Origin of the sequence: Ktedonosporobacter rubrisoli, from assembly GCF_004208415.1 — a bacterium.
Taxonomy (GTDB): Bacteria; Chloroflexota; Ktedonobacteria; order Ktedonobacterales; family Ktedonobacteraceae; genus Ktedonosporobacter; species Ktedonosporobacter rubrisoli.
Genome location: NZ_CP035758.1, coordinates 5,648,412 through 5,675,408, shown reverse-complemented (window position 1 = coordinate 5,675,408; position 26,997 = coordinate 5,648,412). Strand labels below are relative to the sequence as shown.

Genomic DNA, 26,997 nt, shown 5'->3' with positions numbered 1-26,997 from the left:
TTAACCCAGTGTGGCAACTGTCACCGAATAGATAGGAGGCAGGAAATCGGCAATAAGTTGCCAGCTCTCGCCCCGGTTATTGCTGGCAAAAAGCTGACCCGTATTGGTTCCCACGTAAACCCCGCACGGGTCCTCAGTATCCGCGCACATCGCATGGCGTAATACCCCTAAGCATACTCCAGACCCTCTGGGAAGTCCCCGTGTAAGCGGCTCCCAGCTTTCGCCCCCGTTCTCTGTACGATAAACCGTGAATTGCTCAGTGACGTTGTGGCGAGCGCTGGGATCTTCAACGACCACGAAGAGTGTCTCGGGATGGTGAGCATCTAAGGCAATGGGGAAGCCAAATTCGGAAGGAAGATTGGCTTGAATATCGATCCATTCATTCCCGCCGTCCAGGCTCTTATAAATACCACAGTGGTTCTGTTGATACAATACATCAGGCTTCAGCGGATGCTGTACCATACGATGGATGCACTGGCCAAACTCGGGATAGGGATCGGGGAGAAAACCGGCGCGCACGTTTTTGTTAGCGAAGCTCCAGCTTCGCCCGCCATCGTCAGTGCGCAGGCATCCCACCGCAGAGATACCCACCCACATTCTATCTGTATTGGAGGGATCAGCAACAATCGTATGCAGGCATAGCCCACCCGCGCCTGGCTCCCAGTTCCGATAGGTTGGATGCGCCAGAAGACCGGGATCAGGGTCCCACGTCTTGCCGTTATCAGTGCTGACCCAGAGTGCCGCCGGATCGGTTCCCGCGTAGAGCGTATCCGCTTCTGTAGCTCGTCCGGGCTCGATAGTCCAGATGTTTTTCAGGCTTTGTCCCTGCTCCTGGGGAAACTGAATATTCTGCGCAGGCTCCTTCCAGGTCAGACCGAAATCATCGCTATAGCGTAAAAATGAGCCAAAGAAATCGCCGTTATCTGCTGCAAAGAGCCGGCAGCCGGCGCGCTGATCTAAAACCGTATAGTAGACACGACTGCCTTTCAGCTCCGTGCTTTCTATATTCCAACGTTCTCTATCCTGTGATGTGAGCAAAAAGAGGCCCCGCTTGGTGCCGACCGAGACGATTGTAGTGCCGTGGGGATAGGTTTTATGAGCTGCCATGGTATTCCTCCTACTGAATAGTAACTTCTCTCTACTGGACCAATCAACCACCAGCTACCGACTGCAAGATGTGGATTCTGGCCTCTGGGGGTACAGGTGTATCGAGGCCTTGCAAGTAGCGGATATTCTCGCGATTCAAGAAGATGTTGACGTAAGGACGTATTGCCCCGCTTTCATAGCAAAGATTGAAGCGCAGACCGGGAAAATCCTGCTCAAGCGCATCAATAACCTCGCGGATCGTCCCGCCGCCGCTGGCAATACTTACCGAGGCCCGATTGCCTACGCGTGGACGTAAAACTTGTGGAAAAAAGATTGTTGCCATACACAACCTCCCTTACCTGGCTATAGAGGACCAGGTACAACATACCGAGCATGGTCTTTTAGCTCGTATCCCGCATAGTTTCTTCTAGTATCACCGATCTGCAAAATTTTTTCTTCTTCTATATTGCTATTTTGCCGGGCGTGCTAAGGAGATAGTGAGGGTTGTGGCGACCATTGTCAGATCGCCACGGTTCAGGGGAGGATATCTGCCATGTGAGATGAGCTGGCCGAGCTTTATCCTCAGCTTTTGCCCTGCTGAGCGAGAGTGAGCTGTTTCAGCAAATGAGGAAGCTCGCGCCGCAGCAACTTTCCTGACGAATTGCGCGGGAGCTCCTCGACAAGATAGATCGCCCGTGGTTGCTTGTAACGGGCCAGGTGCTGAGCGGCATGGACTTGTAACTCCTCGACATGAAGCTTGCAGCCGTGACGAGGACGAACAAAGGCGATAGGAATCTGGCCCCATTGCGAATCTTCTCTCCCACAAACTCCGGCCTCCTCCACAGCTGGATGAGCCAGTAAGACAGACTCAACTTCGGCCGGATAAACATTTTCCCCGCCAGAAATAATCAAATCCGTCCGACGATCAAGCACGTAGAGATAGCCATCTTCATCAAGATAGCCCATGTCACCCGTCGAGAGCCAATCCTCATGCATCACTTTAGCCGTGGCCTCGGGACGATTGGCATAGCCGGGTGTAATCGAGGGGCCTTTGAGATAAATTACGCCTGCCTCATTCGCCGCAGCAATGCGCCCATCTTGCATAATACGAATCTGGACAGGCAAGAGCGGCCGCCCAGCTGAACCAAGTTTGCGCAAGGCATCCGCCGGTGCGAGCGTTACGGCCTGGGAACAGGATTCGGTGAGACCGTACGTTTGCACGACTGGAATGCCCCGGCGCGCACAGTCTTCAAGTAATGGACGTGGCGCAGGACCGCCGCCAAGCAACACACAACGCAGCGTTGCCGGATAGCCCTGCTCGTTCTGGCTCGCATCCAGCGCCGACAACATGCGCTGTAGCATAACCGCCACAACTGAGATAATGCTAACGTTGTCCTCTTGAATTGCGCGATTAACGGCGACGGCATCAAATCTCTCATGCAAGCTAATACTGATCGTGTAGATTACGCTGCGCATAAGAATAGAAAGTCCGCCAATGTGGAAGAGCGGCATACAGGCCAGCCAGCAATCATCAGGCCTGTGACCGAGATTGAGCGCTGAGCCAAGCGCGTTCCACCACTGCATGCCGTAGGTAATGATCACACCCTTGGGCTGCCCAGTAGTGCCAGAGGTATAAATAATGGCCTGCGTAGCTGTGAGATCAATCAAGGTGCGTAAAGGAACGTCAAGGCTAGCCGCGTCCTGTAACCTGACCTCGCCTGCTTCGCTGAGCAGCAAGCCGGGCTGTATTCCGGGCAAGGCCATGTGAAGCGCCGCTGCGACCTCAGCATAACGTTGATCGCTCAACAGAAAGGCGGCCTGGATATCACTTAGCTGCCAGCGTAACTCCTCCCGCGACAGACGTATATTGAGCGGTACCAGAATCGCACCTAAGCTCGTCAAAGCATGCACGCAAGCTACGAACTCCAAACCATTCGCGGCAAGCAAGGCGACGCGACTGCCCTCCTGAACTCCTATGGAGGCCAGTTGGCGCGCCAGCCGGCTCGCTTGAAAATCCAGCTCGGCAAAGCTCAAGCGCACGGACCCGCAACTGACAGCCAGATGGTCCGGGCGGTTCTCGGCACAACGCCTGAGCCAGTTTGGTAACAATGTCTCGGTTCTATCAGTTATGTTCACCGTCAACCTCGAAGAGATAAAGCTTCGCTTGCATGCCTGGCGAGCGCACTTCTGTCCAGTTGCACTCCAAGTCCCGCGCCGGAAGGCACAGAAAGCATACCATCCTTAAGCACAAGCGAACCTGTTAGCAGATCGTCGCGCAGCAAGGGTAGGGTCGCCAGGCCACAGGCCAGCGTAATCTCGGGTGAGGCGGCGGCCAGGTGAAGCGCAGCAGCCAGGCCAATACCGGCCTCGATCGTGCTAGTAACTATACTATCGATGCCAAGTGCTGCTCCTTCTCTGATAATCTGGCGTCCCATACGTAGGCCGCCGGCCAGTTGTGGCTTTACAATCAGCAGATCAGCAGCCTCGGCGGCGAGAATGTTTCGCGCGCTGGCCAGATCATGCAGCGCTTCATCAGCTGCAATGCGTATCGGGACGGTCTGGCGCAAGCGGCGCATCCCGCTAAGATCGGTGGCCTTGAGCGGCTGCTCAACGTATTGGATAGCGAATTGGATGCACGCTGTGAGAATGGTAACCGCTTGCTCAAAGCTCCAGGCCTCGTTAGCATCGAGGCGCAGCTCAATAGCCGGGCCAATAGCCGCTCGCAGCGCACCTATACGCTCGATTTCCAGATGGGTATCGCAGCCTACCTTAAGCTTGAGGCAGCGAAAACCAGCCGCCACGGCTTGCCGCGCCTTCACGATAGTTGCCTCGATATCGGTGGTGCCGATAACAGCATTTACCGGGATGTCGAGGCGCTGCTGCACAGTTTCCGCTTGCTCTTCACGCTGCATAAGCTCAGTCAGATTGACTTGTGCTAATTGTCCCTGGGCATCAAGTAAGGCGGTATCCAGGCCACAGGCAGCCGCAGGAGGGAGCCAACCAGACTCCAAGCCTGCTCGAATCTCTTCTGCGGCTTGCTTGAGAGTCAGGCCGGGCCAGCTAGCGGCCAGCGCCGGAAGCACACTAAGAGCTTCGCACAGGTTGCTCCCGGCAAATTCCGGTAAAGGCGCAATCTCGCCCAAACCATGGATACCCGCCGAGGTAATGAGCTCTACGATGGCTCCGGCCCGCTTATGTAGTGGACCGTGAGCCGTTGTAAAGCCATTGCGCAATGGAATGCAGTAGGGATACCAGTGTAGGGCAACAATTGTTATCACGACGTCTCCCTTACTTAGGGAAGGCGCGGGAATCTGGAAAAATCGGGCTTGCGTTTCTCAAGGAAGGCGTTTCTCCCTTCCTTGCCTTCGTCGGTCATGTAGAAGAGCATCGTCGCATCGCCTGCAAGTTCCTGTAATCCGGCTAGGCCATCAGTATCGGCATTAAAGGATGCCTTCAGGAAGCGCAGAGCAATCGGGCTTTTCTCAAGAATTTCCCGGCACCATTGAATGGTCTCCTCTTCCAGCTTCTCCAGCGGTACAACTGTATTGATGAGCCCCATATCCAGAGCTTCCTGGGCCGAATATTGGCGGCAGAGATACCAGATCTCGCGTGCCTTCTTATGGCCAACTACGCGTGCCATATAGGTTGCACCCCAGCCGGCATCAAAGCTGCCAACGCGAGGACCAGCCTGGCCAAAGCGTGCGTTATCAGCGGCAATCGTCAGATCGCAGAGGAGATGCAAGACATGGCCACCACCAACGGCGTAGCCAGCGACCATAGCGATAACCGGTTTGGGCAAGTATTTGATTGATTTTTGCAGATCGAGAGCGTTCAAGCGAGGCACGCCATCGCCACCCACATAACCACCTTCGCCGCGTACGCGCTGATCGCCACCTGAACAGAACGCCTTTCGACCCTGGCCGGTAAGAATAACCACGCCGATCTCCGGGTCCTCGCGGCAGATGCTAAAGGCCTCGATCATCTCATTGAGTGTCTCGGGGCGAAAGGCGTTATGCACTTCGGGCCGGTTGATCGTAATTTTAGCGATGCCCTCGGCCTTCTCAAAAATAATGTCGGTGTAATCGCGAACTTTTTCCCAATTGATTGACATCCATTTATCTCCTTTGATGATATAAAATACTATGAGATTCAGTATCTATCATAGCACTGTGGTACAGAAATCTTGTACCAGCTGAACGAAGGTCCCAGGCTGCTCCAGATGGACAGTGTGCCCAGTTCCGGCGACGATATGTAATTGCGCTTGTGGAAGGCGCTGAGCCATCAGGCGAGCAATTGTATAAAACTTTGGGTCAAGCGCGCCAGTGATAAGCAAGACTGGCAGATCGAGCTCGCTTAAGCGTTCGTGGAGAGCTGGTTGCACTCCTGTACCTATGCCGCGCAGACTGTTAGCCAGGCCTTGAGGCCGATTATTGAGCCGTTGGGCGTGCAGGGAGGCTCGCCGCTCAGCTGGCAGATTTTTTTGGCTGGCAAATAAAGGGATTTGTTCCCAATAGGCCACAAAGGCCTCGATCCCTATCCGCTCGATGCGTTCGGCCAGGGCCGCGTCGCTGCGCTGCCTCTGTTCGCGCTCTTCAGCCGTTGCCAGGCCCGCTGAAGCGCTTTCCAGCACAAGCGCGCGGAAAAAGTCCGAAAAAGCGCAATACAGAGCAATGCGTCCTCCCATCGAATAGCCAAGCAGGATCGCCGTCCCTGGACTCACGCCGAGCTCCTGTAGCACTGCTATAATATCTGCCTGGCAATGCTCCATGCTGTAGCGCTCAACTTCTTTCGGGGCATCCGACAGGCCATGCCCGAGCATATCAAGAGCAATGACGCGCAGGCCAGAAGTTGAAAATGCCGTGAGTAGCTCGCCCCAGCCGGCCGCACTGCCCGTGAAGCCGTGCAGCAGTACGAGCGTCCCGCCCTTGTCGTTTTGACGACCATCACATACCACGGCCCCGAAGTGCTGGCCGTGTATCTTGAGACGTTGAGTCCGCATCGGTTGTGACTACCTTCCGTTTGCTACGCTTGCTGCTTGCAAGGCCTTCTCAACTGCTTGCCAGAGCTGGCGGTGCATCTGTACATTGCTGCTACGCTCAGTAGGAACCTCGACAATGTGCAAACCGCCGCGATCAATTCCCTCGTTGATAGCCTCGCGGAACCCTTGCCAGTCCTTGACGCGTTGAAACTTGCCCCCATACATCTGCGCGGCCGGGCGAAAATCCAGTCCGGTCGGTGTGCCGAAAAGCTGTTCAAAGTGCTCAGGGTGCGCCGCCTGCGGTAGGAACGAGAAGATACCACCACCATCGTTATTGACAAGGACAATGGTAAGGCTGAGCTTGTGTAGATGGGCCGCAATGAGCCCATTGAGATCATGGAGGAACGAAAGATCCCCAATGACCAGCACGCTAGCTTGCTTATTCCTAGTGGCGGCACTTGCACCCAGGGCGCTGGAAACAACGCCGTCGATCCCGTTGGCGCCGCGATTGCCCAGGCAGCGTATGTGGCGTTGATCCGGCCAGAAGAAGGTATCGAGATCGCGCACCGGCATGCTATTGCCCACGTAGAGCGTGCTCTCTGCGGGCAATAGTTCGGCGAGCTCGCTAAAGATACGCCCCTCAAAGAGCGCTGGAAGATCGTGCATACTTGTCAGCAGGGCTTGCCGCGTGAGCTGGTCCGTGTGCTGCCAACTGGTGAGCCAGGCCTGTTTGGCTTCAGCCGAGCTCTCAGCTCCATCCATAAGCAGATTAGACAGTGCTCGGCACAACGTGGGCGGGTCGGCATGAATAAACTCACTGGCAAGCTGGGTCGGATCGTTCCAGCCACCATGTTCGTCGATTACGATCTGCGGGCACACGGCGTAGCGCTTCATATAGAGGAGCAAGGGCTTGGAGGTTGGCATAGCGCCAAAGCGTATGATCAGTTCTGGTTCGGCCTGGGCGATGAAGCTCTCGATGCGCAAGAAGGCATCATAGCTAGTAAGTACAGAACTTTGCGCGGATGGGTCGCCGCGTAGCTGGGAGAGCGGATCGGCCAGTACGGGATAGTGAAGCGTATGGGCCATCTGTAGAAGCGGCTCAGCTAGAGCAGGATTATCGCAAGGTCCAACCACAAGGAGCCCGCGCGGCTTTGTTCCTATAAGTGCAGCCAGGCGCGTAAGCTCCTCAGCGGCCAGGGCTCCTAGAGGAGTATCGCTTACTCTCACGTAGGGCGCATGCTCAGGACGACCATGCCAGGCGAGAGGCGAGCGCTGACTTACCTCGGGCAATGGCTGATCTGGTAGTGGATCGGGTGTCAGGGGCTCACGAAAGGGAAGGTTTAGATGCACCGGACCGGCAGGAATCGCCATTGTAAGGGCCGTTGCACGATTGGCGATAGTGCGAATATAGCGCAGCGCCGCCGCGCTGGCCTCGGGAAGCGCGACATCCATAAACCACTTTGTGTGAGAGCCGTAGAGCCGGTTCTGCTCAATAGCCTGAGGAGCTCCACAATCGCGCAACTCGTGAGGCCGATCGGCCGTCAGGATCAGCAGCGGGATATGGGTAAGGTTGGCCTCTACAACTGCTGGAAGAAAATTCGCAGCTGCCGTACCTGATGTGCAGAGAAGGGCCACAGGCTGGTGGAGTTGTTTAGCCAGGCCAAGCCCGAAAAAGGCCGCCGAGCGCTCATCGATATGCATCCAGATGCGCAAGGCTGGCTGTGAAGCCATTGCTAGCGCAAGAGGAGTTGAGCGTGATCCGGGACAGATAACAACATGCTGGATGCCAGCACGCTGCAATTCATCAATAAATGCACCTACATAAGCGTAGGTGGGATTAGCAATATCCTCTTCCTGGGTAGGTATGCCTGACATATTTTCCCCTCAATCCTTACTGCCTAAGCCGCGCAGCATAACCTGGAACTTCCAGCAGGACTCAGTATATTCGCCAGGAGGATTAGAATCGGCCACAATTCCACAGCCAGCAAAGAGCGTGGCCTCGTTGCCCTTGACCAGAGCCGAACGCAGAGCAACGGCGAACTCGCTATTTCCGTGCGTATCGATCCAACCAACAGTTCCAGAGTACCACCCGCGATCCAGATCTTCATGCTCGCGAATAAATGCAAGGGCCGCCTCGCGCGGAGAGCCACCCACGGCAGGCGTTGGAGCCAGACTTTCAATAGCTTCAAGCGCTGAGCGATCGGGATGCAGAGTACCAACAATCGGCGTTATCAAATGATGAAGATTTTTGAGTCGCAGTAGGCGAGGGGTGCCCTCCAAACGTATCTCTGAGCAGAGTGCAGAGAGGGTATCGCGTATCGTGGCCACAACGATCTTATGCTCAATCTGGTTCTTCTCGCTGTTCAGCAGTTCCTCCCCAATCTGCCTGTCTTCCTCCTCGGTAGCTCCGCGCGGTGCGGAGCCAGCAAGAGCCATGGTGAGTAACTGCTCATGCTGCGTTTGCAGGAGGCGTTCAGGCGTAGCACCGATGAAGGTCTGTTGACCACGCTGGAAAGCGAAGATATGCGCTTCTGGATAGGTTTCGCAGAGCTGCTGTAACGTCGTGCTGAGATCGAAGTCCCCCTCCTTATTGACAACCTGTATGCCGCGGGCCATGATGACTTTCTCAAAAGCCCCCTGCCTGATGCTCTTCACCGCCTCCGCTACCTTGTTAATCCATACAGGGGCTGGCAGGATATCCTGTGCAATAAGTTGTACATCTGGCCCATCCGTACTCAGCTGTGATTCCGCAATGTCAGCTATGGTAGCGTGCAGACCCTGTAATTGCCCCACGATCTCATCAGCCAGGAGCTCAACATCGTCATATGCGGAAACAAGTTGATTGAGCGTAAGTGCAGCTCTAGTGCCGGTGTAGTGGAAATAGAGGTGGGGCAAGACCAGAAGCCCGTCAGGGAAGTTAGCCCAGAGTCGCGTGCGAGGACGTAAAGGATCAAAGGCAAAGCCACCAAAAAGCAAAGGGCCACCAATGTCAGCACATTGGGGGCTATACTCAATTACGGCCTTGGCCTGCAGATCGCGCCATGCACATGTTGCAGACTGGAAGCGCGTTGCACCTGTCGTCTCTATGGCGAAGGCAACGCCTGACCCCACGAAGGCTCGTTGTTCCTCGGGACGGGCCCAGAAGAAAGTTTCTCCCAACCTCATATGTTTAAGAGCTCTAAAAAGCAGCAGAGCATTTCCTGAAGCGAGGGGAAGCGTGAGACTGGCAAGCACCTTGTGGTGCAGCATAGCGGCTTTCTGTGAAGCCTGGCGCAGGATGGTGAGCAGTTGTTCGCGATGCTGGTAAGCTGACCACAGTCCGGCAACATCGCTTGTCTCCGGTGTATCAATAAAAACTATATCCATACTCTTTACACGTCCCTAAGCAGAGATCGATAACATAATTTGCGTAAGGGCTGAAAGCTGACCCAGGGGGCTATGTGCAGCGGCAATGGTGAAGAGCCAGGAGCCGAAAAGCAAATGCCTATACTATTATAGCACGACGCGCCAATGGCTTTCAGGGTCCTCACTAAGTATCCTCGGCGCGTCGAGAAGAGCCCCTCATAGCAAATTTGGCTGTACATAGTGCCTGCAAGGGAGCCCTCAGAGATCTCGCTTTTAGCGTGATAAGCAGCGAGGGTTCTCCCCAGGCCTGTATAGAATGGGCAGAGCCGCGCGGACGGTCCCGTACGCTATAGCGAGTGATCCCCAATAACGATATGCAGAAGCAGTTTGCCAGGTCAGCTCTGCCTATTCTAGCGCAGATCGGTAGACATGGCCACGACATTTTTATGACATTTTTCCGACATTTCCCCGTGGCCCAGGCGTTTTGCGCACTGCTGAAAGAGACGGCTGCGCTTGCTTGACGAAAGAGCGAGCTCTGAAAACTGGAGATGGGCAGCTAGAACTTGCCTTAGCGGGCCCGGAGGCGCCACTCTAGCCTGGCCACCTCAAGATCATCCTTACCAGGACTCAGTTTTAAATGTTGATAGATATCAATGATTCGCTGGAGATTAATACTCGAATTAATCCCCTGAATCTCAGGGAGCGCCGTTGTGGCCAGGAATGCAGCATAGCTATATTCATGCTTTTGTAGGTATGCTTGAGCCAGGAGAATGTCCCGATAGGCGGTACGGCGCTTAAAGGTTGGGTTATCAGCTACACATGTTAATTCATCGATGGCATCCTGAGGATGGCCCAGGGCAATGAGTGCAGCCCCTTTGTCGATGTGGCAGCGTTCGCGATCGATCTTCAGGCCATAGGGATCGTCACCCGGACGTGCTATGCGCGTAGCCCGATCGATCATCTGCAAGGCTCTTGTATGCTCTTGTTCGCTGCTGGCTATGAGTGCCAGGGCGTGGCCGCCACGCAAGAGAAGAGCCCCCAAAACTGAAGAAGAGAGATGGGCTTCATAGCGAAGAGCCTCTTTGTAGTTGTCGGCAGCCTCGATATATAATTGCCTATCGCCTGTTACCATGCCCTTGTCGAGCAGCACCGTGCCGCGCCGATCAAGGGCGAGCGCACGTAATTCGTAACTCTGGCGGCCCGCTAACTGGCTTGTTAATAAGAGAGCCTTGTCTAGATGGGGAAGCGCTGTTGAAAAGTTTTGCATGTCCCGCAGCAAGAGCGCCAGAAATTGATGATAGTTGCTTAACACAATATATCCTTGCTGCTTCTCCGCTCCTGAGAGGGAAGGGATAGCGTTTTGTAGCTTGCTTATGCGCATAGAAAGTTCTGGAATTGCCCCCTGGGCGCTAAGCGCATGGTCGGTGTTCTGATGCTTTCTTAGCGCTATTTGGAACTCCTTGAGATCGATAGTGCTTCCTAGAGAGTGTAGAACTGATGAGTGCTGCTGGGGAAATTGTTGTCTTTCAATATGCTCTAAAATTTCTTCAAGCGTGATAAGGCCATACAGGGCGGCCGGAACTCCAAATAGTCTGGCCAGAAAGCGCCGTCTCTCCAGGGTAAAACCTGTATCGCGATTCTCCATATTGCCTACTTCCTGTACTGAAATCTCCAGAACATATGCTAAATCTTTCTGCGTCCACGGTCGCTCATCACTGTGTAATTTCAAGTAGCGATAGTGCTTGGTGACCTGCCCCGGGCGTGGGAAGCCATCCTTGCCTTTTTCAAAGAGCAGGAAGCACTCTTCAAACTGCGCAGCGACCTCCTCCAGCGTGACTATGCCGTAGAGCATAGTGGGAATATGGAACTGTTGCGCTAGAAAGCGCCTTCTTTCTAGCGTAAAGCCAATATCATGGCTCTCCATGTTGCCTACTTGCTGGACTGAAATGCCAAGAGTGTAGGCCAAATCTTTCTGCGTCCAGGGTTTCCCATCCGCGCGTTGCGTCTGCTGGCGATAGTACCTGGTGACTGGTCCCGGGCACGGGAAGCCATCTTTCCCCTGGGGGAAAGGTGGAAAGCCTAGCTTGATCCACCAATGATTTTCTTGCATATGTTCTCTCAAACACCACTTATCCTCTTTAGTCAGAGTGTACGTATTTATTACATGTGTTGCAACAAGCAGACACTAATATGATTTGTATATAAAAGCTATCAATATTTGACGATATTATAGTGTTATTTATGATTAAAATGATAGCAGGTAAGTGGAGGATAAAAACAGGTAGGCGGAACTAGCTATCTATTGGGAGTGTTGCACAAGATTCCGCTTGCTCAATTGATACTCCTGCCAAAAGTGGAATGTGCAACGCTGGCTATGGATTGAAAAAGGCTAATGGAAAGGAAACGAGCCATGCAGGAAAGCGAAGTTGCGCGTGTACGTCAGCAGATTGAGGAGGAATGTGAGGCGCTACATAGAGCCCTCAGCGGCTTTGCCGTAGCCTCCAGGCATGATATTATCCACTCTCGCTATAAACAGCTTGGAAATTACCAGGAGCGGCTGGAGAAACTGATGGGCGAGCAGGCGGCCAGAGAGACCATCGTAGAGATATATCAACGCCTGATTGGATAGCAAAGAAGACATATTTCTCAACTGGTTTTTGCTATCTATTTCGACACGACAGCATTTCCCTGTGGATCGCTGTCGGAGGATAGATACATAGAGCCCGCGACAAGCGAGCATCTGCGGATATCACCCTTTCAACAACTTTGAAACAACCTGGTAGTGAAGGTAAGGAAATTATATGCCTAAACGTAACAGCACTGATCATGAAGTCAAGAAGCCATCAAGAGAGCAGACACTTTTAATCCTTGATCAGCTCAACCAGGCAAGACTATTGCAGCAAATGACATCCACACCTGGCGAAAAGCGCCTCGCGGATAATCTTTTTGAGCAATGTGTAAACTGGCTTCAGCACAACAAAATACCCTTCTATTATGATGAACGAGAGCATCTTTACCTGCTAGACCTGCGACAAGCGCACCCATAAAAGCCCATAATGCCGAAAGACGGCAGCAGCATCTAGCCCACATAGAGAGAGATCATTTTACCTCGGCTGATCGGCAACGAATCCAGCGTGGCTGAATATTCTCAATTGGCTGATCGAACAAGCCAGGCTGGCCGTCAAGGCGAAAGAGCTGGGCAAAATCGTCTGGGGCAAAGGCTTTACGCAAGCGTGCGGCATAGGACGTCACGAGGACTTGCAGATAGTGGTCGACATCATAATCGCGGCGCTGAGCCACCTCGTCATGAGATGGCAAGGCATTCTGTCCCTTTTCTTCCTGCCAATCGTTATAGGTAGCGGTCTCAGCCGTCTCTTCTGGAAGCCATATATAGCGCTTGCCTTTGGTCCGATAGAAGCGTACGCGCTCGCCGGGGTACCATTGCGTGCGCCTGGCATTAAGCAGCGCCTCGTAGGCTGGCTCGGGATGATTTGCGCGCGCGGCCATATACGTTTCGGGAGTTTTGGAAAGGCGCACGCGGGTAGCCAGATCGGTAGCTAGCAATTTGCGTTGGCGCAGAGCATAGACGATTTCCAGATAGATGTTGTGCAGATTCACGATATCGCCAGTCATCGCGCAAGTGAGGGCCTGGCGTAAAAAACGCTCACCAAAGGGTTCCGTGCGGCTGGAGCGCAGAGCCACGCCGTGAACTATCAAGCGGCCACTGTAGGTAAGCAAGGCATAATTTTTCACCTCGTGGCTGAGCATCGCACGATAGCGCCCCTCATATTCCAGCCGAATACCATTAGGAAGCTCTTCCCCAATCTCCCTGACCAGACCCCGCTCCTGCTCCTCGCTCCAATCAGATGGAACGGCGAAATACACGCCATCAGTATCGGCCTCAATGAGGGCCATACCGCGCTGGCGCAGCGCATCGAGGACCTGTGTGAGGATCTCGCGCCCGCGTCGCGTGACCTCACCGGCGGCCCGGTTATCGGCAAAGAGCGCCATAGAGCCAGCGCCCATATAGCCATAGGCAGCGTTGATAAGAATCTTCATTGCGGCCTGGGTCGCCTCGTGGTGTCTTGCCTCGACCGAGCCCTCGTCTGCAGTGCGTGCCGCAGCCTTATGCGTCAGGCGGAGATCGGTAAGGCGCCCCAGGATGCTTAACAGAACGCCCAGGTGATCGCTGGCCGGGCCGATCTGGAAGGTGCGCATGAGCGAGGGATACAGCGAAGCCACGTCGGCCTTAACCACATGCTCAGCGATGCCAGACTCGAAAAGATGAACCGCACCTCCGGCATGCAAGTTCTCATCGGTGGGCTGCTGCCCGCTCTGGCAGGGCAAGGCCGTATTTGTGTGCAGATAGGCGCGCACAAGCATTGGTTCGAGAATGCCCATCGCCGGACCAGCCGAGGCCAGGCGCTCGTAGCGGCGGGGAGCCATACTTGCCAGGGAGAAAGGAGCTCCGAGCAGGCGCAGGGAGAGACCATCCACCTCAGCCACGTCATCTAGAGCATAATGTTTAACCATTTCAGGATTGCGGCGATAAGTCTCGAAGATAGCGCTGCCCTCGATATACACGCGCTCGGCTGAGGCGATGCCGAAGTAGCGCGCAACATCTTTGAGGCTATAGCTGGGCATATCGCGCACCACAAAGTCGTGGCGACGCACAGCATCAAGCGTATCGATAAGCTCGCGACCCGCCACACTGTAGCGCGTTCGTTTGCGGGCTTCGGGACCGATTGCCAGCGTTTCCTGATAGCGCTCCAATGGCAGTGGAGCGCCGCGCCGACCGAGCAAGAGTGGAACGCCAAGTTTGCTGGCGCGCTGCTCCAAAAAAGGCAGGTCGAAGCCAAAGAGATTATGATTCTCCAGCACATCGGGATCTTTTGTGCGTATCAGCTCGCACAAATCAACAATCAGTTGCTTCTCATCTTCGGGTCGCGGCGCTTCCAATATGCTTTCGAAGCCGTGATTATCGCGTATGGCAACCAGGAAAATGCGCCCGCGATGGGGATCGAGAGCCGTGGTTTCCAGATCGAATTGGAGCCTATAGAGATTCTCGTAGGTCAGCCCACGGAAATAGACGCACCCGGTCTGGATAAGATATTGCTCCACCGGGCCAACTCGATAATAGGTCTCGGTCAGGCTATTGATGCTTTGCACAGGCTGGCCCAGGCGGCGGGTTGCTCCGTCAAGTACAGCGCGTTCCAGCCTGCGCCCATCGTAGGAAGAGAGCAAATAGCGATAAGAGCCCTCTGGGCCAGTTAAGCGCTGGTAGCTGATGCCGGCGCGCTCGTTATCCTCTTGCAAAGCCGGTCCCAGGTGCGCGAGATCTTGCAGGTGTGTAGCGAGCAGCCAGGGGCGAAAGCGAGCCGTAGAAGCGTGAACCTTCTCGCCGTCACGCCTCCAGATGATGGCGCGACCGTCGCGCTGGGCCCAGACCGAGACAATTCCCGGCGTTGGGTCCCAGCCAAAGAGCCACTCCTGATCTCTATGTGCCTGGCTGTCAGCGGAGGCAATTGACGAAAATGACTGCATGCAAGCTCCTGATCTGTCTTGAAGATAAGAACATCTCTTCTAAGCATACCATGTGCTTGCGCATTTACTCAAGCAACGCTGCCCCGGCTAAAGCTTTTCCCTATCAGGTTCCTTTGCCCAGATCGGCAGGCGGATTGCGCAGTGGGCTCCAGAGTGGATAGGGAATGCCTGCCAGCCGGTTAATCGCGATAGCCTGTAAGGTAAGTAGAAGCACGGCAATCATGAGCAGTAGCAGTTGCCAGGGCTCCTTGAGGATACCAAGCGAAACGATCAGCGTGGTAGCGCCAGCGGGAGGGTGAGGCGACTTGAGCAGAACCATAACGCCAGCCGTGAGCCCGAGCGAGAGTGCTGCCGCAAAGACGCGTGGCCAGGTAACCCCGACCGAGAGCGCGGGTCCTGCCGTTGTCAGGCCGGTAATTATCAGGCTGAGATAGCCTGCTAGAGCGCCAACGGCGTGACCAACCAGCGTATTGCGTGGCGAAGCGCTGGGCGCGGTTGGCGTATAGAAAAAGAGGAATGCAGTAGGGCCGAGCGAGGGAAAGATGAAGGGCGAGCCGGTAATAACAGCAAGAATGGACATCAGTCCGATACTGATACAGCCATTGATGAAGCTAAAGATGGCAAGCACGGCGACCTGCGAGTGATGCTGGAGCAGCCAGGGCAAGCGTGTTCTCGTAAAGAGGCCCTGTACGATATCCGACATCTGGCCTCCAATAGGATGCTCGCGATCAATGCGAGCATAGCCTGGGGGTAAAGGAGATGTCGGTTTCGCTTGTGTTGGCTGTGATGGTGGGCGGGTCTCTGGGTCCATAGCATTTCCTTTTGGCAAAAATAATACCCTTTGCTCTTTTCTTAAGGGACGCTCAAACGTGACTATCGCAGGTTTGTTTCTGCATACCCGCGATAGTCAATAGCGGGGCTCGTTATAGGCGATGTCGAGCCTTACGATCCCTCGATGCTTCGCCGTGGCCAGAAAGTTACAAGCAAGGCCAAGGCAAAGCCTATCGCACTTACCAGGGTCAGCCAGCCCAGCGAATCTGTCCGCCCCGAAAGTAGCTCATACAGGGCATCAGTGATAATCCAGAGCTGTGCGATGAGAATGATCGCCACGATAAAGACTTGCCCCTGTACAATCGCAATACGCCCGGCCAGACCCAGATAATTGGGGCCAGGCAAGGGACCCTTGGGTCCTTGCGGCGGTTTTTGCACCGGCGGATCATCGGGGTTGGCGACTGGTTGATGGATTTGGATGCGTTTGCTCATCTTGGCACCACCTTGACGGCATAGATCGTATCGCCCTCAATTGCCAGCTCGATAAGGGGCAAGGGACGCGTTGGGGGACCGGCCAGAACGTTGCCTGTACTGGCATCGAAGAGACCTTCATGGCATGGGCAATGCAGGGTTCCGTTTTCACGGTAGACCACCGCACATGAGAGATGGGTGCAGACATCGCTATAAGCTACAAGTCCTTTGCGCGGTAAATTGATAAGAATGCCCTGGGCATACTGATCGGGAAAATCAAACACCTTCCACTCGTTCTCCTTAAGCTCGCCCAACTTGGCTACCGGAACTGCCTGGACGTCAGGCCCCTTGGGCAGATTGCCTAAGATAGCCAGAATGCCAGTGGCGGCAAAGAGCGCCCCTGAGCCGCCAAGTAAGAAGCGCAGCGTATCGCGTCTCGTCACAATCTCGTCTTCATCCCAGGGATAAGGGAACTCTTCGCGCCATTCTTCATTGCGCCGAGCAGGCGGATTTGCCTCCCCTGTGGACCTGCGTTGTTTCGTGGCCTCCGACTGTGGATCTACTTCTTGTATCATCTTGTCTCCTTCATTAAAAGTTCGTAGGCACACGCACTACTGAAATGGGTTCTGCTACTCTATTGGTCGAATGACTGGGCACCGGCTCGCGTCCGGGTTGCGGCTCAGGCGTGCGTGGCGTCCAGGGTTGTGGTGGTGCTGCCCGCTCTGGTATCCCGGCAGTCTCGGCGGGGACCCATTCTTCATAATTGTCGTTGGCAGTCGGAGCGGGCAGGTGCATGCCCTGACCTAGATTTGCCTCTTCCACCAGCGCGAGGAGGTCTAGCCCTTCATCCTCTTGCGTCATGACCACGTAGTTGCGCGTGCGTACTCTCTGATGACCGAAGTAGAAAGTATTGACTGGTTTGGCTCCCTGCCTACCGCGGCCGGCCTCAAGCCAGTCCTCATATGTGCCGTAGAAGATTGCCTGGGTAGGGCAGACTGTAGCGCACATGGGACCTTTCCCCTGGCTTGTGCGGTCGTAGCATAGATTGCACTTTTGCATATAGTGGCCTGCCATGTTAAATTTGGGAATCCCAAAGGGACAGGCATAACCGCAGTTTTCGCAGTAGATACAACGCGTCTCATCGGCTGACTGCACTACTCCATCGGGGCTAACCAGAATGGCTTGTGCCGGGCATACCTGAGCACAGGGTGCCAGGGGATCTTCGCAGTGCATACACAGCGACGGCGAGGTGGCCACTGTGTTGTGGCGCTCGACATAATCAATATAAACCATGCTCTCGCCCTTGTGCGTGTCGCATTCGCGGCAGGCTGCAACACAAGAGCGGCATCCTATACAGCGTGAAGGATCAAGGAAGATCCTTTTAATCGTATCAACCATATTTTTTACTTAACCTTCTTATCTCAGGGCGGGCGAGCCGTTGGGGCAAAGCCAGAGCCTTGTATCCCGGCTACCGACATCTTTGCCCTCTGCTCCTGCACAAGCCGCATCAGCCTTGCTGCGACTTATACATATCTATAAAAGGCCTGATCTGCTCTTCCCGAGATGCTAACGAAACGTCGGGACCGGTTTGTTTTGCGCCATCGGCAATTCATGCCGATGTTTGCGGGCCTCAATGAGCTCATGGACGTCTATATCTTTAGCCCAATCCGGCCTCTGGCTGGCCCGAACTGCCTTTGCGGCACATACTTTGTATTCAGGAATCTTCAGCATCGGCTCCAATACAGGATTAGTAAGCTGATTAACTGCTTGCGTATGCCCGTAGTGATAAGGAATAAACAGCGTATCGGGGCGAATCGAACGCACGACAAGGGCCGGGGCCGTCATTTCGCCCCGCCGCGTGCTAACCGTAACCCAATCGCCATCGTTGATCTCTAGGCGCGCGGCCGTCAGCTCATGTATCTCAACCCAGGGATACGGCGCCATCTCCTTGAGGAATGGTGTGCGGCGAGTCTGGTTGCCCGAGAGGTAGTGGTAGATCACGCGCCCGGTAGTCAGCACCAGGGGATATTCGGCGTTGGGCTCTTCGGCCGGCGGAATATAGGGAATTGGATGGAAGCGTGCTTTGCCATCAGGGAAGCCGAAGCGCTTTTCGTAAAGGCGCGGCGTGCCTGGATGGTCCTCGCTCGGGCAGGGCCAGAAGACCCCGTTTTGCTCGGCAATCTTCTCATAAGTGATGCCCCAGTAATCGGATTTGGCCCCTTTTGTGCACTTGCGGAGCTCGTTAAAGATGTCGCGCGCCGAGTGAAAATCAAAGTACTGGCCTTTACCCAGGCGCCGCGCCAGGTCGCATACAATCTCCCAATCAACCCGTGCCTCGCCGGGAGGCTCAACGGCCTTGTTATATTTAATGACACGCCCTTCCAAGCTGGTCACGGTACCCTCGTCCTCGGCCCACACGGAGCCTGGCAGGACGATATCGGCAAGCTCGGCCGTCTCCGAAAGGAAGAAGTCGGTGACCACAAACAGATCGAGGCCGCGCAGCGCGCGCTCGACTGTATGTTGATCGGGCAGCGAGACCATCGGGTTTGAGCAGATCATAAAGCAGGCGCGTATCTCCTGGCGCAGCATGGCCGGGATCATCAGGGTCGCCGGATAGCCAGAATGGGGCAGATCCTTCTCATCAATGCCCCAGACGGAGCAGATGTAGGCCCGATCCTCCGGATCTTCGACGTCGCGTTCGCCTGGCAATTGCGAGGCCTTCTGGCCCATCTCGCGCCCACCCTGACCATTGCCCTGGCCGGTCAGGGTGCCGTAGCCGGCACCTGGGCGACCAAAGTTGCCGGTAGCCAGGGCCAGATTGGCCGCCGTAACTCCGTTATCAACCCCTTTACTCTGGTGCTCAAGGCCGCGTGCCGTGTAGATCAGCGCCGCATTGGCTCGTCCGTACATGTGCGCCGCCTCAACGATGGCTTCGGGCCGCAGGCCGCAGACTTTGGCCACGCGCTCGGGCGGATATTGCTCGACCAGAGCCATCGTCTCTTCCCAGCCGTTTGTGCGCTCGCGAATAAAATCTTCGTCGATAAGCCCCTCTTTCACGATCACGTGCAGCATGCCATTGAGCAGAGCCGAATCGGTACCTGAGCGCAAGGGGAGATAGACATCAGCGGTACGGGCGATTGGCGTCTGGCGCGGATCGGCGACAATCAGCTTGCAGCCGCGATCGCGTGCTTGCCATAGATAGCTTGTGGTGATCGGGAAGCATTCACCGACATTGGCCCCGATCACGAAGATACAGTCGGCGTGCAGCATGTCGCTGATCGGATTGGCCGCGCGATCTATGCCCAGCGAGCGCTCATTGGCCCCGGTAGCCGAAGACATACACAGCCTGCCGTTATAGTCTGTATGGCGCGTGCCTACCGCAACACGGGCAAACTTGCCCATGAGATAGCATTTCTCGTTGGTCATTGAAGAGCCACTGTAAATAGACACAGTATCATTGCCATATTGGGCCTGTAGTTCACGAAAGCGCCTGGCGATAGTGTCGAGGACCTCATCCCAGCTGGCGCGTTCCAAAGGGCTGTCTTTGCCATTACGGCGCATTAGAGGGTATGTCAGACGGTCAGGGTGGTTCACTGTCTGATAAGCGGTTGAACCTTTGGGGCAGAGCATGCCATGATTGAGCGGGAAATCGGCCCGGGGTTCTACGCCAACCACTTTGCCATTGGCCACTTTAAGATACATACCGCACTGCACGCCACAATAGCAGCAGTGGGTTGGGACATAACGGTCTATCTGCTCTTCCGACTTCCAGTGTGCCGGTCGCTGACCTGAGTGAAAGTCGAACGTCTCCGCTTGCTTGTTTCGACGGAAGATACCTTTATCTACACTCATATGGAATTTCCAATCTAAGCTGGCAATCATCGCACAGGCCCAATCAGACAAGCTCGGGCGAGATTGTCCTGGTGTTGGTTTGTTACAATATCGGGATATATGCCTGGCCCATAAAGCTGCTGAAGTAGGCAAGACATATATAACTTCATTACACTGCAGGCGTTATAAAAACTTGTTTCCCTCGCGTCCAAGGGCTGCGAGATTTGCTTGCCCACGCATCACCCGCTTGCAGCTGGGACAGAGATCCTGCCACCACAGCTTACTCGTCTCGCGTTCCAGCGGCGAAGCGTTGGCGGCTAGCTTCTGTTCTGGCAAGGCAGGAGTATCGCGCAACGTGTAGTTCTCGCCAACTTCGTAAAGCGTTTTCTTCAGGTCCTGAATGAAGCGTACAGGCGCGAACTCCTGGCCGCAGCGTGCACAGTGCTGCTTCTCAGTCTCTTCGCCGGTGCGCCAGTAAAGCTCGATACCAACTGTTGCCGGTCGCTCGATCAGATGAAAGAATTTTCCGAATGGGAGCGAAATCAGCCAGAGGACAACGACGGCCTCGTGGACCAGTGAGATATACCAGTAATAGGAGCCGCGCAGCCATGAGCTATCTGCAGTGAGAGCCAGGCCCGTGACGGCGATAGCCATCAGGAGCGCCAACGGAACCAGATCGAAGCGGAAGCGTTGAACGGCAATCAAGGCAAGATCGTGAAAGCGTCGATGAAAGGCCAGAACCAGACCTACAAAGAGGATCAGGGCTGTGATATCCAGCGCGTGGTAGAGCACAAAGCCCTGTACCGAGGCCACTGGAAATACAATCAACGGAAAGCCAAAGAACCAGACCTGATAGAGTCCGGTAGTAGTCTGCGTAAAACGCAGCCAGCCAAAGGTCAGCGGGAACGTGATAAGACAGGAGAGTATAACGCCCCAGAAGATACACTGGTGCGTTAGCCAGCGGTAGAGCCCACGTCTACGAATAAAGCTCTGGACGAAAAGATCGCCTATCGCTCCTGGAATCAGTGTGGTATAACGCCGAAAGTTGGCATAGGAGAGAAATAGTTGCCAGCTTCTTTTCCAGTAGCGGCCTGTGGGAGGGCGCATGAGCCAGAACGAATACTTATAGGTGACGGCGGCAACCGCGAAGACTGTCGCGACTGCGTAGCCGATCAGCGCTGCATCAAACCAATGGAAGCCACGCGACCCTATGGCGATCAGCGCTGTAACAACAATTGCCGCCAGAATGCCATAGAAAATAGAGCGCAGGCGCAGGTTGCTGCGCCGTTTGCCGGGGCTCGGTTGAGCCGCGCGCGTCTCTTGCATGGTGGCCTGTACAGAGGATTGTGCCATATTACTTATTCCTTCCAGTTTCTAGAGAGGAGAGTATTGTTGTTGTCTTATTTCCTATCATCTCCATGATAGCAAGCTAGATAGTATGACTTTTGTTCTTGACAGATATGCTTTGACATCGCATGATAGAACGATTCACGTTGCTGCACAATACATATATCACGACGTTTCATATGAAATAGTAGCTTGTAAACATAGGTGAATGCAAACCCAAGGGTGATTTTAAGGGATTTTTAAGGCGATTTCCGGGTTGAGCTGTGGGCTAGGTGGAAGGGTTAATTATGGTGCAGTTTGTTGGCGGCATGGGGCCCAGTTTTGGGAAGGAGTGAGCCGGCTCTCCCCAAAACTGAGGATCAGGCTAATGAACCTGACTGAGTAGCTCCCGCAGCACGGCAGCGTTATTGTGAGCGCTATCGTGCGCGGCATATACGAGAGTAAGAGGTTCTTGCCGGGCTATTGCGGCGAGCTGGTCGAGTGCTTGCTGGCCCTGGCCGGCGCTGAGTTCGGCGGTATAGCGCCGGCGGAACTCGGCGAATTTTTCTGGCTCGTGGCCAAACCACTTGCGCAATTCGCTGCTAGGAGCTACCTCTTTTAACCATAAGTCGATGTGAGCCCGCTCTTTAGAGAGGCCGCGCGGCCAGAGCCGATCAACGAGGATGCGCTTGCCATCTTCTGTTGCGGGCTCATCGTAGGCGCGCTTGATTGCAATGTGTTCGCTCATAGTACTCCTCAGCGTTTCTTGCTGCAGTAGGAACTTTTGTGACTTAACGCTCATTACCGCGTTTAAAATTGCCTGTCAGCTTCGCCATGATAAGCTGTTGCTCTGTTTTTTCGGCCCCGGCGATCTGGCGAAGAAATTTCTGAGCTTCAGGTCCTTTTAAGGTCTTGACATGTTTATTGTACCAGAAGAGAAAGACCTTATTGTCCTTAGTGAGGCGATAAGTAAAGACTTCCTCGTCAAATACGTTTCTTTTGTCAATCATTTTTCTGTTCCTTATACCTCATTAAACATGATTATGCTACAATAATAAAGAGTTTTTGACTTCACTTCAACCCTGAGAGGTTTCTCCACGATTTCCTGACAGACGCGTTGTAGTTAACTTTTCTGAGGCACAAATGAAGTTGGGAGATAGAGCTAGCAAGATTATGTAATGCTTCCTCGCAAAATGGGCTAGTGTATCATCATTATATAGTAGTATAGCAGAGAGGAACAATGGGCAATTCTGCCTTCAGAGCCGGGATCAGGCTTTTTGGGGCGGCGGTCTGGCCTGCCTGAACAAAAAGGGGGTCATGCTTCGTAGACGCGGTGTGCTCAGGTGCTTTACTATATAGCTGAGTCGTTAAAAGAAAGAAGTCCGTAACAAATGTGTAGTCAGAGAAGCATGGATGCTTATTGCCTTGCCTCTTCGTTGCACATAGCTCAAGTATGCAACATCTCTATGGGGAGTATCATGCAAAAATCCTGGTTCCTGGTAATGTCATTGTATTGGTCAACTAAATATGCCGGCGAGGAAAGGTACGATGGAGCACGAGCAGCAGTTTATGGGTCCTCCCGGAGAAGGGGATGATGCGCTTTCAGATCAAGCGGCCATATCCCAGAGGATGAGCCCTAAACACAGCGCTGATCGCTTGCGCGCCCTGGCTGCTGCGACTGCTGATCTGCTCTGGTTTGTGGCGGAAAGGCAAGAGGCGCAAGAGGATAATGCAGCCTGGCTGGCTTTCACAGGGCAAGCCAGCGAGTCTATGTGGAGCTGGTTGGCTGCTGTACATGTCGAGGACCAGCAGCGAATCAAGGAGGCCTGTACTGCAATGGCCACGGGGGCTGATGCGGAAGAGATTATAGAGTGTCGAATCCGACGCTACGATGGGCAGTTCCGCGTTTTTCGCGTGCGCCTGTTGCCATTGCGCGAACCGGATGGCGAGCTCTATGAGCTGATGTGTGTGGGGACCGATATTACTGACGAGCAGCAGAAAGGGCGCGCATTGGCGGAGCGCGTTACTCTGCTTGAGGCAGTCTTTGAGCATATGGACGATGCTGTCTATGTCTATGATACTTTGGGCCAGCCGATTTATGTCAATACGGCTGGCCGAGAGCTATTTGCCGGGGAATACCTGCCAGGAATGCCTTTTTCTATTGATCCGGGAGGTATCCATGTCTGCGCCTATGATGAGCAGGAAAACCTCTTGCCGTCTGAGCGTTGGCCGCTGGTGCGCGTTTTCCAGGGTGAGGAGCTTAATCCTGGCCAGTTGGTGCATATCTATGCGCGCAAGGGGCATGAGGATCCGCGCCATGTGCATATCTCTGCCAGAGCTATCATAGATAATCAGGGCCAGGTGCTTGGGGCCGTGGTGGTCTGTTGCGATGTGACGGAGCGCTATCTTCTTGAGCAGGTTGAGCGTCGGCGCGCGCAGGAGAATGATGCGCGGCGGGCTATGTTGCAGCTGATCCTTGATGAGTTGCCCTATGGCGTGTATCTCGTGCGGGGACAGGATGCTCGGCTGGTTTTTATTAATCGGGCTGCTGCCGAGCTCTGGGGGGCGCTCTGGCAAATCGGGCAACCTATGCAAGAGTTCCTGCAGCAGCAGCGCCTGGCTGTTTTTAAGCATGATGGCAGCCAGGAAGATAGGGAACAGATGGCGGCCTTTCGCGTCATTCGTAGCGGTCGGCCTGTGCATGACCATTGGGTCGCGATCAGGCGTCAGGATAATAAGTCTGTTCCGGTGCTGATAAACGCGGTAAGACTGAGTGGAGAGTTGTTAAGCCTACTGATAACCGATGAGCCTGAGGAGGCGGCTAATGAACTGGATGTGGCAGCGCTTGTCGTAATGCAGGATGTAACGACCTTGCATGAGGGAGAGCAGCTGAAGGATCAGTTTATTAGCTTGATTGCTCAGGAGCTGCGGGAGCCATTGGGCCTCGTGAAGGATTTTGCACAGACGCTGGTGCAACAGGCTGTACGCGAGGATAGCGTTGCCTTCACCGAGTGGCAACTGGAGGCCATACGTAGTATTCTGAATGCCTCGGTCTATCTGACTGAGCTGACCGATGATCTCTTCGATGTGACGCGCCTGGAAGCTGGCCTGTTGACCTTGCAGCGCTCGTCAGCCGATCTGGTGGCGCTGGTTCGGCAGGTGGTGGCTCGCCTGCAGGATTCGACGAGCCGTCATACATTGATGATCTTCACTTCGTTGGAACGTCTGTTTGTTTCGGTTGATCCTGTGCGCATCGAGCAAGTCTTGAGCCATTTGATCGGGAATGCGATTAAGTATAGCCCACAGGGCGGTCCGATAGAGATAACGCTGCGTAAGGATGTCAGGGCTAATGATGTGCTAATCAGTATCCGCGATTATGGGATTGGTATTCCGCAGCCATCACAGGTAGATATCTTTGATCGCTTTACGCGGGCGGCTAACGCGCGGGCGTATGGCATTGCTGGTACAGGTCTGGGCCTCTATCTTTGCCGAGAACTGGTAGAACGCCATGGTGGGCGGCTCTGGTTTGGGGCTACCGAGGGCCGTGGCTCAACCTTCTTCATTACGCTGCCTGCCGAAAGCTCATAATCGCACGCAGAGCGTGAGCACGCGAGAGCCCCAGGCCCCGCGTGCTGCCAATGGGGAGATTGGCTTTTGTTCAGTCTGCAATGTATAATGACTACTGTCTCACTCAAGGAGGTCTATTGTTCAATGACGTTTGCTACCTGGTGGCGTGGCGATCCCTTGCCTGATCTTGCGCCGCTGCCAACTTTCTCTGCGCATCTTTCAAGCGATATCCACTTAATCTCCCAAGTTACCAATCGCCCTCTAGAAGCTATTACTCCTCGCCTGCAGGAGGGAAATCGGCCCTACCTGGCCTTTATGGGCGAGGCGCCCGTGGCTTATGGTTGGGTAGCAACGCAAGAAGGGAGTATTAGCGACCTGGGGATGTACTTTGCGCTTCCCGCAGGCAATTGCTATCTCCATAGTTTTCGGACGCTTCCCGCCTGGCGAGGGCAGGGAATTTATCCGCGTTTGCTCCAAACCATTATTCAGCAGGAACAATCCTTTGAACGTTTCTGGATTGGCTACATGCCCAGCAATATTGCCTCCGGTCGTGGTATCCAAAAGGCTGGCTTTCATGTGGTAAGCGATCTGGCTTTTGTGAAGGGCCGTGTCTGCGGTATTACGCTTTTTGAGAAGAGCGAGCGCGCGCTTGCCAGTGCAGCAGTCTTTCAATTGCCAGTTGTCTCTACAACGTAGCGCAGCTTGCGCATTCACCTCTGCATTGCAAATACAATCCTTCTTGACTCTGTGGCTTTTTGTTAATTGTGGCACTCATTGCCTATAAGCAGCTACCACGCCTTTACTGATAAATTAAGGTGAATGGCAGCTATATAGTGTATAATCAGGACATACGTGTTCGCTGGTCAAGTGAGCCTTAAGGAAGAAAGCTATGGAAAACAAAGAAAGGCTAAAGCCCCTGTGTCTATTTTCTCTGTGCTTGATGGTGAGCCTCTCAAGCATGCCGAACATGCGCACATTTTTAGCGAGATAAAGACGACACGCTTGCTACTGTGCCGGGTGCAGCAGGATGATAGTGAGGCGATGTTCGCTCGCGCCTGAGCTGCGTTTGGCCAGAGCCAAAGTACTGACCAGAGAAACGTTTGATCTTATCCGCAGTTTCACTCTTTCTTCAAGGAAGGAAAGTTATGCATGATGCAGAGTCGAAAGTGCTGACCAGAGAAACGTTTGATGCCATCTTTGCCGCTGATCCTAATAGTCCCACGCGGCGGCGGATTTGGCGTGAAGTCTATGGCAGTGACTATAGTGAGGAAGTCGATCAGTTCAGTTTTACGACACTGCCGTTGTTGCGCCGCATCGCCAAAGCGTTGTGTGTGGGGCCGGGTCAGGTATTTGCCGATCTGGGATGTGGACGGGGTGGGCCTGGGTTGTGGGTGGCACGCGAGACAGGGGCGTCATTGACAGGAATCGATTTCTCGCAGGTGGCTCTTGAACACGCAAGGCAGCGGGCCGAGCTATTTGGCGTGAAGGATCGCGCGACCTTCTTGTTACGTGATTATGCTAAGACAGAATTGCCAGATGCCTGCTTTGATGCTGTCATGTGCGTCGATGCTTTTCGCATGGCGCCAACCGGCGCAGCGGTAGCGCGGGAGATTCTGCGCCTCTTGCGACCTGGAAGGTGCTTTGTGGCAACTGTCTTTGTCGGGCATCGGCCTGGCGAAACTTCAACTCCGAGTGGCCCTGAGCAGATCTTTACAGATGCAGGTGGCGTGGTTGAAGTGATAGAGCCGACCCCTGATTTTCAGCCTCGAAGGCTGGCAATCTATGAGGGCATGCTTGCAGAGCAGGAAGCTTTGAAGGCAGAATTGGGAGAACAGGTGGCGGAGTTGCTCCTGAAAGAGGCGAGGATGGGACGCAATCCGTCAGTAATCACCGAACAGATGTTTGTAGTGGTTCGTCGGCCTTGACAGCAAGGATGGGGAGACAAGCAACTTTGCTTGTTAATTTACACGCGTGAAAGTTGCCAGATGCCATATTGGATGTGGTTAGCGCAGAGAGGTGAGTGTTTAAATATGGGTACACAAGGAGCGATAGAGGCAAGATCGTCTATATGGCACTTT

At 54.3% G+C, this 26,997-nt stretch carries 24 protein-coding genes and 1 pseudogene; 6 read left to right on the top strand and 19 right to left on the bottom strand.

Going from position 1 to position 26,997, the window contains the following annotated elements; all coding sequences use genetic code 11:
• The 9 genes from EPA93_RS24710 to EPA93_RS24670 form a co-directional block, all read right to left on the bottom strand.
• Positions 1-1,107: a WD40/YVTN/BNR-like repeat-containing protein gene (locus EPA93_RS24710; RefSeq protein ID WP_129890065.1), complete on the bottom strand. Its 1,107-nt coding sequence runs from the start codon at positions 1,105-1,107 to the stop codon at positions 1-3.
• 43 nt (positions 1,108-1,150) lie between these two features.
• Positions 1,151-1,429 carry a MoaD/ThiS family protein gene (locus EPA93_RS24705; protein WP_129890064.1) on the bottom strand — a complete coding sequence of 93 codons (279 nt, stop codon included), beginning with the start codon at positions 1,427-1,429 and terminating at the stop codon, positions 1,151-1,153.
• A 239-nt stretch (positions 1,430-1,668) separates the two neighbouring features.
• Positions 1,669-3,222, bottom strand: coding sequence for an o-succinylbenzoate--CoA ligase (locus EPA93_RS24700; protein ID WP_207229199.1), 1,554 nt, complete (start codon positions 3,220-3,222; stop codon positions 1,669-1,671).
• Positions 3,223-3,224: 2 nt separating this feature from the next.
• Entirely contained in the window at positions 3,225-4,364 is a 1,140-nt protein-coding gene (gene menC, locus EPA93_RS24695) for an o-succinylbenzoate synthase (protein WP_165423371.1), read from the bottom strand.
• A gap of 14 nt (positions 4,365-4,378) precedes the next feature.
• On the bottom strand, positions 4,379-5,197 hold the full coding sequence (menB, locus tag EPA93_RS24690) for a 1,4-dihydroxy-2-naphthoyl-CoA synthase (RefSeq protein WP_129890062.1): 819 nt from the start codon (positions 5,195-5,197) through the stop codon (positions 4,379-4,381).
• A gap of 48 nt (positions 5,198-5,245) precedes the next feature.
• Positions 5,246-6,085: a 2-succinyl-6-hydroxy-2,4-cyclohexadiene-1-carboxylate synthase gene (gene menH, locus EPA93_RS24685; protein WP_129890061.1), complete on the bottom strand. Its 840-nt coding sequence runs from the start codon at positions 6,083-6,085 to the stop codon at positions 5,246-5,248.
• Positions 6,086-6,094: 9 nt separating this feature from the next.
• Positions 6,095-7,909, bottom strand: coding sequence for a 2-succinyl-5-enolpyruvyl-6-hydroxy-3-cyclohexene-1-carboxylic-acid synthase (gene menD / locus EPA93_RS24680; RefSeq protein WP_422877896.1), 1,815 nt, complete (start codon positions 7,907-7,909; stop codon positions 6,095-6,097).
• Between the two features lie 39 nt (positions 7,910-7,948).
• Positions 7,949-9,430 (bottom strand): isochorismate synthase, encoded by a 1,482-nt coding sequence (locus EPA93_RS24675; protein ID WP_129890059.1) that lies wholly within the window; start codon positions 9,428-9,430, stop codon positions 7,949-7,951.
• A 547-nt stretch (positions 9,431-9,977) separates the two neighbouring features.
• The gene (locus EPA93_RS24670) at positions 9,978-11,519 is read right to left on the bottom strand and encodes a helix-turn-helix domain-containing protein (RefSeq protein ID WP_129890058.1); all 1,542 of its coding nucleotides are present in this window, start codon (positions 11,517-11,519) and stop codon (positions 9,978-9,980) included.
• Positions 11,520-11,819: 300 nt separating this feature from the next.
• On the opposite strand from EPA93_RS24670, the gene EPA93_RS24665 reads away from it, so the two are divergent.
• A complete protein-coding gene (locus EPA93_RS24665) occupies positions 11,820-12,038 on the top strand; it encodes a hypothetical protein (RefSeq protein ID WP_129890057.1) in 219 nt (72 codons plus the stop codon).
• A 172-nt stretch (positions 12,039-12,210) separates the two neighbouring features.
• Entirely contained in the window at positions 12,211-12,456 is a 246-nt protein-coding gene (locus EPA93_RS24660; RefSeq protein WP_129890056.1) for a hypothetical protein, read from the top strand.
• 52 nt (positions 12,457-12,508) lie between these two features.
• On the opposite strand, the gene EPA93_RS24655 is transcribed toward EPA93_RS24660, so the two are convergent.
• From EPA93_RS24655 to EPA93_RS24615, 10 genes and pseudogenes are all read right to left on the bottom strand, one after another.
• Positions 12,509-14,953, bottom strand: a complete 2,445-nt coding sequence (locus EPA93_RS24655) for a DNA polymerase domain-containing protein (protein WP_129890055.1) — start codon at positions 14,951-14,953, stop codon at positions 12,509-12,511.
• A gap of 103 nt (positions 14,954-15,056) precedes the next feature.
• Positions 15,057-15,764, bottom strand: coding sequence for an HPP family protein (locus EPA93_RS24650; RefSeq protein ID WP_129890054.1), 708 nt, complete (start codon positions 15,762-15,764; stop codon positions 15,057-15,059).
• 131 nt (positions 15,765-15,895) lie between these two features.
• On the bottom strand, positions 15,896-16,216 hold the full coding sequence (locus tag EPA93_RS24645) for a hypothetical protein (RefSeq protein ID WP_129890053.1): 321 nt from the start codon (positions 16,214-16,216) through the stop codon (positions 15,896-15,898).
• Positions 16,213-16,770 carry a QcrA and Rieske domain-containing protein gene (locus tag EPA93_RS24640; RefSeq protein ID WP_129890052.1) on the bottom strand — a complete coding sequence of 186 codons (558 nt, stop codon included), beginning with the start codon at positions 16,768-16,770 and terminating at the stop codon, positions 16,213-16,215. Before EPA93_RS24640 ends, EPA93_RS24645 begins: the two co-directional genes overlap by 4 nt.
• Before the next feature lie 13 nt (positions 16,771-16,783).
• Entirely contained in the window at positions 16,784-17,488 is a 705-nt protein-coding gene (locus EPA93_RS24635; RefSeq protein ID WP_242527488.1) for a 4Fe-4S dicluster domain-containing protein, read from the bottom strand.
• Positions 17,489-17,518: 30 nt separating this feature from the next.
• Positions 17,519-17,593 (bottom strand): annotated as a pseudogene (locus EPA93_RS51050) (4Fe-4S binding protein); the annotation flags it as partial.
• A 168-nt stretch (positions 17,594-17,761) separates the two neighbouring features.
• On the bottom strand, positions 17,762-20,047 hold the full coding sequence (gene fdhF / locus EPA93_RS24630; protein ID WP_129890050.1) for a formate dehydrogenase subunit alpha: 2,286 nt from the start codon (positions 20,045-20,047) through the stop codon (positions 17,762-17,764).
• A 162-nt stretch (positions 20,048-20,209) separates the two neighbouring features.
• Entirely contained in the window at positions 20,210-21,379 is a 1,170-nt protein-coding gene (locus EPA93_RS24625; RefSeq protein WP_129890049.1) for a hypothetical protein, read from the bottom strand.
• 358 nt (positions 21,380-21,737) lie between these two features.
• Positions 21,738-22,100, bottom strand: coding sequence for a DUF488 domain-containing protein (locus EPA93_RS24620; protein WP_129890048.1), 363 nt, complete (start codon positions 22,098-22,100; stop codon positions 21,738-21,740).
• A 43-nt stretch (positions 22,101-22,143) separates the two neighbouring features.
• A complete protein-coding gene (locus EPA93_RS24615; protein WP_129890047.1) occupies positions 22,144-22,362 on the bottom strand; it encodes a hypothetical protein in 219 nt (72 codons plus the stop codon).
• A 538-nt stretch (positions 22,363-22,900) separates the two neighbouring features.
• Between EPA93_RS24615 and EPA93_RS24610 the strand changes: the two genes are divergently transcribed.
• The 4 genes from EPA93_RS24610 to EPA93_RS24600 all read left to right on the top strand — a co-directional run bounded on the left by EPA93_RS24610 (position 22,901) and on the right by EPA93_RS24600 (position 26,844).
• Positions 22,901-24,940, top strand: a complete 2,040-nt coding sequence (locus EPA93_RS24610; protein WP_165423370.1) for a PAS domain-containing sensor histidine kinase — start codon at positions 22,901-22,903, stop codon at positions 24,938-24,940.
• Between the two features lie 123 nt (positions 24,941-25,063).
• The gene (locus tag EPA93_RS24605) at positions 25,064-25,615 is read left to right on the top strand and encodes a GNAT family N-acetyltransferase (protein WP_129890045.1); all 552 of its coding nucleotides are present in this window, start codon (positions 25,064-25,066) and stop codon (positions 25,613-25,615) included.
• 222 nt (positions 25,616-25,837) lie between these two features.
• Positions 25,838-25,978, top strand: coding sequence for a hypothetical protein (locus EPA93_RS48555; protein ID WP_165423369.1), 141 nt, complete (start codon positions 25,838-25,840; stop codon positions 25,976-25,978).
• Positions 25,979-26,064: 86 nt separating this feature from the next.
• Positions 26,065-26,844 carry an SAM-dependent methyltransferase gene (locus EPA93_RS24600; RefSeq protein ID WP_129890044.1) on the top strand — a complete coding sequence of 260 codons (780 nt, stop codon included), beginning with the start codon at positions 26,065-26,067 and terminating at the stop codon, positions 26,842-26,844.
• Positions 26,845-26,997: the final 153 nt, after the last annotated feature.

Bases quoted from the DNA above. Each gene is read 5' to 3' on its own strand.
- EPA93_RS24615 (WP_129890047.1), bottom strand. From the start codon at position 22,362: ATGATTGACAAAAGAAACGTATTTGACGAGGAAGTCTTTACTTATCGC.
- EPA93_RS24605 (WP_129890045.1), top strand. From the start codon at position 25,064: ATGACGTTTGCTACCTGGTGGCGTGGCGATCCCTTGCCTGATCTTGCG.
- EPA93_RS24675 (WP_129890059.1), bottom strand. From the start codon at position 9,430: ATGGATATAGTTTTTATTGATACACCGGAGACAAGCGATGTTGCCGGA.
- EPA93_RS24650 (WP_129890054.1), bottom strand. From the start codon at position 15,764: ATGGACCCAGAGACCCGCCCACCATCACAGCCAACACAAGCGAAACCG.
- EPA93_RS24600 (WP_129890044.1), top strand. From the start codon at position 26,065: ATGCATGATGCAGAGTCGAAAGTGCTGACCAGAGAAACGTTTGATGCC.
- EPA93_RS24625 (WP_129890049.1), bottom strand. From the start codon at position 21,379: ATGGCACAATCCTCTGTACAGGCCACCATGCAAGAGACGCGCGCGGCT.
- menB (WP_129890062.1), bottom strand. From the start codon at position 5,197: ATGTCAATCAATTGGGAAAAAGTTCGCGATTACACCGACATTATTTTT.
- EPA93_RS24670 (WP_129890058.1), bottom strand. From the start codon at position 11,519: ATGCAAGAAAATCATTGGTGGATCAAGCTAGGCTTTCCACCTTTCCCC.
- EPA93_RS24610 (WP_165423370.1), top strand. From the start codon at position 22,901: ATGGAGCACGAGCAGCAGTTTATGGGTCCTCCCGGAGAAGGGGATGAT.
- EPA93_RS24660 (WP_129890056.1), top strand. From the start codon at position 12,211: ATGCCTAAACGTAACAGCACTGATCATGAAGTCAAGAAGCCATCAAGA.
- fdhF (WP_129890050.1), bottom strand. From the start codon at position 20,047: ATGAGTGTAGATAAAGGTATCTTCCGTCGAAACAAGCAAGCGGAGACG.
- EPA93_RS24645 (WP_129890053.1), bottom strand. From the start codon at position 16,216: ATGAGCAAACGCATCCAAATCCATCAACCAGTCGCCAACCCCGATGAT.
- EPA93_RS24635 (WP_242527488.1), bottom strand. From the start codon at position 17,488: ATGGTTTATATTGATTATGTCGAGCGCCACAACACAGTGGCCACCTCG.
- EPA93_RS24640 (WP_129890052.1), bottom strand. From the start codon at position 16,770: ATGATACAAGAAGTAGATCCACAGTCGGAGGCCACGAAACAACGCAGG.
- EPA93_RS24620 (WP_129890048.1), bottom strand. From the start codon at position 22,100: ATGAGCGAACACATTGCAATCAAGCGCGCCTACGATGAGCCCGCAACA.
- EPA93_RS24710 (WP_129890065.1), bottom strand. From the start codon at position 1,107: ATGGCAGCTCATAAAACCTATCCCCACGGCACTACAATCGTCTCGGTC.
- EPA93_RS24705 (WP_129890064.1), bottom strand. From the start codon at position 1,429: ATGGCAACAATCTTTTTTCCACAAGTTTTACGTCCACGCGTAGGCAAT.
- EPA93_RS24655 (WP_129890055.1), bottom strand. From the start codon at position 14,953: ATGCAGTCATTTTCGTCAATTGCCTCCGCTGACAGCCAGGCACATAGA.
- menH (WP_129890061.1), bottom strand. From the start codon at position 6,085: ATGCGGACTCAACGTCTCAAGATACACGGCCAGCACTTCGGGGCCGTG.
- EPA93_RS24665 (WP_129890057.1), top strand. From the start codon at position 11,820: ATGCAGGAAAGCGAAGTTGCGCGTGTACGTCAGCAGATTGAGGAGGAA.